The organism is Pseudomonas sp. NPDC086278, assembly GCF_050280905.1.
Classification (GTDB): Bacteria; Pseudomonadota; Gammaproteobacteria; order Pseudomonadales; family Pseudomonadaceae; genus Aquipseudomonas.
Map to the genome: position 1 here is coordinate 1 of NZ_JBNNWE010000184.1, position 4,252 is coordinate 4,252.

The window sequence follows — 4,252 nt, forward strand, 5'->3', positions numbered from 1 at the left end:
GGCAAAGACCGTTACGGTCTGCCGGCTCATGGCGATCAATTGCCCCTGCGCGCTCCATGCTCAAGTTGCTTACGGGTCGCTTCGTCCAGGTCAGAAGCGAACTGGGCGAATGCCGCCAGTTCACGGTACTGAGCCAGAGCGGTACGGATACCACCGGAAAGCTTCTTGATGATCTTGGTCTGAGCGGCACCACCCACACGGGATACCGAAACACCGGCGTTCACAGCAGGACGGATCCCGGAGTTGAACATCGCCGATTCCAGGAAGATCTGACCGTCGGTGATGGAAATCACGTTGGTCGGAACGAACGCGGAAACGTCGCCAGCCTGGGTTTCGATGATCGGCAGTGCGGTCAGGGAACCGGTTTTGCCGGTTACTGCGCCGTTGGTGAACTTCTCTACGTATTCTTCCGAAACGCGGGATGCGCGTTCCAGCAGACGGGAGTGGAGATAGAACACGTCGCCTGGGTAAGCTTCACGGCCTGGTGGACGGCGCAGCAGCAGGGAAATCTGGCGGTAAGCCACTGCTTGCTTGGACAGATCGTCATAAACGATCAGCGCGTCTTCACCGCGGTCGCGGAAGAATTCACCCATGGTGCAACCGGAGTACGGTGCCAGGAATTGCAGTGCTGCAGATTCCGAAGCGCTCGCTGCCACGACGATGGTGTTAGCCAGTGCGCCGTTTTCTTCCAGCTTGCGAACCACGTTGGCGATGGTCGATTGTTTCTGACCGATTGCCACGTAGACGCAGAAAATGCCGCTGTCTTTCTGATTGATGATCGCGTCGATCGCCAGAGCGGTTTTACCGATCTGACGGTCACCAATGATCAGCTCACGCTGGCCACGGCCGACAGGGATCATGGCATCTACAGCCTTGTAGCCAGTCTGTACAGGCTGGTCTACCGACTTACGCCAGATCACGCCTGGAGCAACTTTCTCGACCGCATCGGTCTCGGTGTTGTTCAGTGGACCTTTGCCGTCAACCGGATTACCCAGTGCGTCGACTACGCGACCCAGCAGTTCCTTACCAACCGGAACTTCGAGGATGCGGCCAGTGCACTTGGCGCTCATGCCTTCAGCCAGAGACTGGTAGGAGCCCAATACCACGGCGCCTACAGAGTCTTGCTCAAGGTTGAGGGCCATACCGAAGACGCCGCCCGGAAACTCGATCATCTCGCCGTACATGACGTCGGCCAGACCGTGAATCCGCACGATACCGTCAGATACGCTGACGACAGTGCCTTCGTTACGGGCTTGGGAGGTCACATCGAGCTTGTCGATGCGGCCCTTGATAATTTCACTTATTTCGGAAGGATTGAGTTGCTGCATTGCTCTGCTGCCCCTTCAAACTCAAGATTTCAATGCTTCGGCAAGATTCGCGAGTTTACCGCGAACCGAGCCATCGATAACCAGGTCGCCGGCGCGAATGACAATGCCCCCAATCAGGGATTTGTCTTCCGCAACTTGCAGGCGCACTTCCCGGTCGAGTCGTGCACTGAGAACCTTGGCGAGTTTGTCTTGCTGTTCTTGGTTCAATGCAAAAGCACTGGTGACTTCAACGTCTACCGACTTCTCTTGTTCGGCCTTGTACAGGTCAAACAGAGCGGCAATCTCCGGCAGTAGCGGGAGACGGTCGTTTTCGGCAACGACGTGGATGAAGTTCTGCACTTTTACATCAAACTTGTCGCCGCACACGTCAATAAACGTGGCGGCCTTGTCTGCGCTCGTCAGTCGCGGGGCCTTGAGCACGCGCTGCATAGTGTCATCTTGCGACACTGCTGCAGCCAGGCCGAGCATGGCTGACCAAGAGGCCAGTTGCTGGTGGGCCTGGGCGTGCTCGAAGGCTGCCTTAGCGTAAGGTCGGGCCAACGTGGTCAATTCTGCCATGATCGCCCTCGCTTAAATTTCAGCAGCCAGTTTGTTTACCAGCTCCGCGTGCGCGTTTTGATCGATTGTGGAACCCAGGATCTTCTCGGCGCCGGAGACTGCCAAGCTACCCAGTTGGGCACGCAGCGCGTCTTTGACACTGTTCAGTTCCTGCTCGATCTCGGCCTGAGCCTGGACCTTCACACGGTCAGCGTCGATACGGGCCTTTTCAACGGCCTCTTCAACAATCTGGTTACCGCGTTTCTTGGCTTGCTCAATGATCTCGGCTGCCTGAGCTTTTGCTTCGCGCAGTTGTTGACCCGCTTTATCTTGGGCCAATTCCAGGTCGCGAGCTGCTCGGGCGGCAGCGTCCAGTCCATCCGCGATCTTCTTCTGACGTTCGTGCAAAGCCGCGATGACCGGAGGCCACACGAACTTCATGCAAAACAGTACAAAAATGAAGAACGCAACGGACTGGCCAATCAGGGTTGCATTAATGTTCACGCCAACACCTCGCTCGTTCGTTGCACATCACACCAATTACTCGAAGGTTCGAGTAATTAGCCAGCGAGTTGACCAACGAATGGGTTCGCGAAGGTGAAGAACAGAGCGATACCAACACCGATCATGGTCACGGCGTCGAGCAGACCGGCAACGATGAACATTTTAACTTGCAGCATTGGAACCATCTCTGGCTGACGCGCTGCGCCTTCCAGGAACTTGCCGCCCAACAGGCCGAAACCAATTGCGGTACCCAGTGCGCCCAGGCCGATCAACAGTGCAACAGCGATAGCGGTTAGACCAACTACAGTTTCCATCTTTCCTCCCGACTTTTACGTCGTATGGTTTAGGTTTTTTAGATTTTAAAGCGGTAAAACAAATCGTTTCATAGCCCTGTTCGGGCACCCACCCGTTTGACCGGGTGGGACATCAGACTAGTCGAGACTGGCCTTAATGGTTCTCTTCGTGCGCCATCGACAAGTAAACGATGGTCAGCATCATGAAGATAAACGCCTGCAGGGTAATGATCAGGATGTGGAACACAGCCCACGCCCACTGCAGAACTACGCCCAGGCCGCTAAGCCAGAGCAGACCGCTGCCGAACATCACAGCAATCAGAATGAAGACCAGTTCGCCGGCGTACATGTTGCCGAACAGACGCAGTGCCAGCGAAATTGGCTTGGCGATCAGCGTCACGAACTCCAGCAGGAAGTTCACCGGAATCAGCAGGGCCTGAACGAAGATGTTCTTGCTGCCGAACGGGTGCAGGGTCAGTTCGCCGATGAAGCCGCCGATGCCCTTGACCTTGATGCTGTAGAAAATGATCAACGCGAACACCGACAGGGCCATGCCCAGGGTAGCGTTCGGGTCAGTGGTCGATACGGCACGGAATGGAATGTGCGCATCGCCGGTGATCAGAATGGCCAACTGAGGAATCCAGTCGACCGGTACCAGGTCGACAGCGTTCATCAGGAAGACCCAGACGAAGATGGTCAGTGCCAGCGGTGCAATCACCGGGCTACGGCCATGGAAGCTGTCTTTCACGCTGCCATCGACGAATTCGACCAATACTTCAACGAAGTTCTGTAAAGCACCCGGTTGACCCGACGTCGCCTTCTTTGCCGCCATGCGGAAAATCAGAACGAAGATCAGACCCAACGCGACCGACCAGCCGAGAGTATCGACGTGGAAAGCCCAGAAGCCCATTTCCTTGGCTTCTGCTGCGGTGTGGGCAAAGCCCCAGCCGCCGGTAGGATGCTGACCGAAAGTCAGGTTCTGCAAGTGGTGCTGGATATAGCCCGAAGCGGTTGTTTCTGCCATGGTTGCCTCAAACGCCCTAAGGTCTCGAAAGTCTTGTTCTCATCAGCAGGGGCGAAAACCAGCTGACCAGTTGGGTCAACACGAAGACGCCAAATACAGCTAGCGGCGCCAATGGCTTTACACCTGCAAACGTCAATGCAAAGAGCACTGCCGTCAAAATCAGTTTGCCCGCCTCACCGGCATAAAAAGACCGGACGATGGCTTGGGCTGCTCGGGCGCCGGAAAACCGAAATGCCTTATGAGCGAAATAAACATTGGGTAGCAAGGCTATCAGGCCTCCGCAGAGTCCTGAGTACCCGGCAACGACTCCGTGCCATTGCCAGAGCGCCAAAGCGGCAATCAGCAAAACGACAAATTGAGCCATCAACACCGGAAAAACTGCCAGGCGATGGAACGGCAAGCGGTTTGGCGTGCGGGTTTCCATCACTATTGCTCTCCAATGGTCGGCTGCCAGAATTCAATAACTTGGCACGAAGACGTCGGGCAGTGGAAACGTCCGTGGTACTTCCCGAAAAACGGTGAAGACATTCACGCCGCCGTGAAACGCGAATGCAAAGCCGTGCGCG

5 protein-coding genes and 2 pseudogenes are annotated in these 4,252 nt (G+C 55.9%); 1 reads left to right on the forward strand and 6 read right to left on the reverse strand.

What is annotated here, in order from left to right:
* Positions 1-47: 47 nt before the first annotated feature.
* The 6 genes and pseudogenes from atpA to ACQKP4_RS28575 form a co-directional block, all read right to left on the reverse strand.
* Positions 48-1,328 (reverse strand): annotated as a pseudogene (atpA, locus tag ACQKP4_RS28550) (F0F1 ATP synthase subunit alpha); the annotation flags it as partial.
* Between the two features lie 21 nt (positions 1,329-1,349).
* The gene (locus tag ACQKP4_RS28555; protein ID WP_427637383.1) at positions 1,350-1,886 is read right to left on the reverse strand and encodes a F0F1 ATP synthase subunit delta; all 537 of its coding nucleotides are present in this window, start codon (positions 1,884-1,886) and stop codon (positions 1,350-1,352) included.
* Between the two features lie 12 nt (positions 1,887-1,898).
* The gene (locus ACQKP4_RS28560) at positions 1,899-2,369 is read right to left on the reverse strand and encodes a F0F1 ATP synthase subunit B (RefSeq protein WP_007948090.1); all 471 of its coding nucleotides are present in this window, start codon (positions 2,367-2,369) and stop codon (positions 1,899-1,901) included.
* A gap of 56 nt (positions 2,370-2,425) precedes the next feature.
* Positions 2,426-2,683, reverse strand: coding sequence for a F0F1 ATP synthase subunit C (gene atpE, locus ACQKP4_RS28565; RefSeq protein ID WP_002555987.1), 258 nt, complete (start codon positions 2,681-2,683; stop codon positions 2,426-2,428).
* Positions 2,684-2,816: 133 nt separating this feature from the next.
* Positions 2,817-3,686, reverse strand: coding sequence for a F0F1 ATP synthase subunit A (atpB, locus tag ACQKP4_RS28570; RefSeq protein WP_092275727.1), 870 nt, complete (start codon positions 3,684-3,686; stop codon positions 2,817-2,819).
* A gap of 16 nt (positions 3,687-3,702) precedes the next feature.
* The gene (locus tag ACQKP4_RS28575) at positions 3,703-4,110 is read right to left on the reverse strand and encodes a F0F1 ATP synthase subunit I (protein ID WP_427637385.1); all 408 of its coding nucleotides are present in this window, start codon (positions 4,108-4,110) and stop codon (positions 3,703-3,705) included.
* Between the two features lie 48 nt (positions 4,111-4,158).
* Between ACQKP4_RS28575 and ACQKP4_RS28580 the strand changes: the two are divergent.
* Positions 4,159-4,252 (forward strand): annotated as a pseudogene (locus tag ACQKP4_RS28580) (hypothetical protein); the annotation flags it as partial.

What these genes read in the sequence shown, in the direction of transcription:
- ACQKP4_RS28555 (WP_427637383.1), bottom strand. Translation starts at nt 1,886, where the DNA reads ATGGCAGAATTGACCACGTTGGCCCGACCTTACGCTAAGGCAGCCTTC.
- atpE (WP_002555987.1), bottom strand. Translation starts at nt 2,683, where the DNA reads ATGGAAACTGTAGTTGGTCTAACCGCTATCGCTGTTGCACTGTTGATC.
- atpB (WP_092275727.1), bottom strand. Translation starts at nt 3,686, where the DNA reads ATGGCAGAAACAACCGCTTCGGGCTATATCCAGCACCACTTGCAGAAC.
- ACQKP4_RS28575 (WP_427637385.1), bottom strand. Translation starts at nt 4,110, where the DNA reads ATGGAAACCCGCACGCCAAACCGCTTGCCGTTCCATCGCCTGGCAGTT.